Annotated in this window: 1 protein-coding gene; it reads left to right on the top strand. The window is 56.4% G+C overall.

The features are described from left to right. Nucleotides 1-17: 17 nt before the first annotated feature. Nucleotides 18-215, top strand: a complete 198-nt coding sequence (locus tag AC1RPG_RS08985) for a hypothetical protein (RefSeq protein ID WP_289900953.1) — start codon at nt 18-20, stop codon at nt 213-215. The last annotated feature ends 19 nt before the right edge of the window (nt 216-234 follow it).

Raw genomic sequence — 234 nt, 5'->3', positions numbered from 1 at the left:
CTACGGAGTAAAACGAAATGAACGCAATTACCAAATTTCACGAAATGAAAGGCCCGCTGGCTGCGCTGCGCGCCGCCGGGTACGATGCGCGTACGCTGCAAGACGGTACTATCGAGGTGTCGGACCCGGTACGCACGACACACGGCATTGTCTACAAAAACGTGGATTTGAAGACGCCGCGCGACGTGTACAAGTTTCTGATGGACCGCAGCTAATGCGTCGCGCGCTCAAGCC

It is taken from the genome of Dellaglioa sp. CoH-57-MRSF-18, assembly GCF_056781995.1.
This window is presented reverse-complemented; position numbering and strand designations above follow the sequence as displayed.

Excerpts from the sequence above, each read along its gene's own strand:
- AC1RPG_RS08985 (WP_289900953.1), top strand. The coding sequence starts at position 18 with ATGAACGCAATTACCAAATTTCACGAAATGAAAGGCCCGCTGGCTGCG.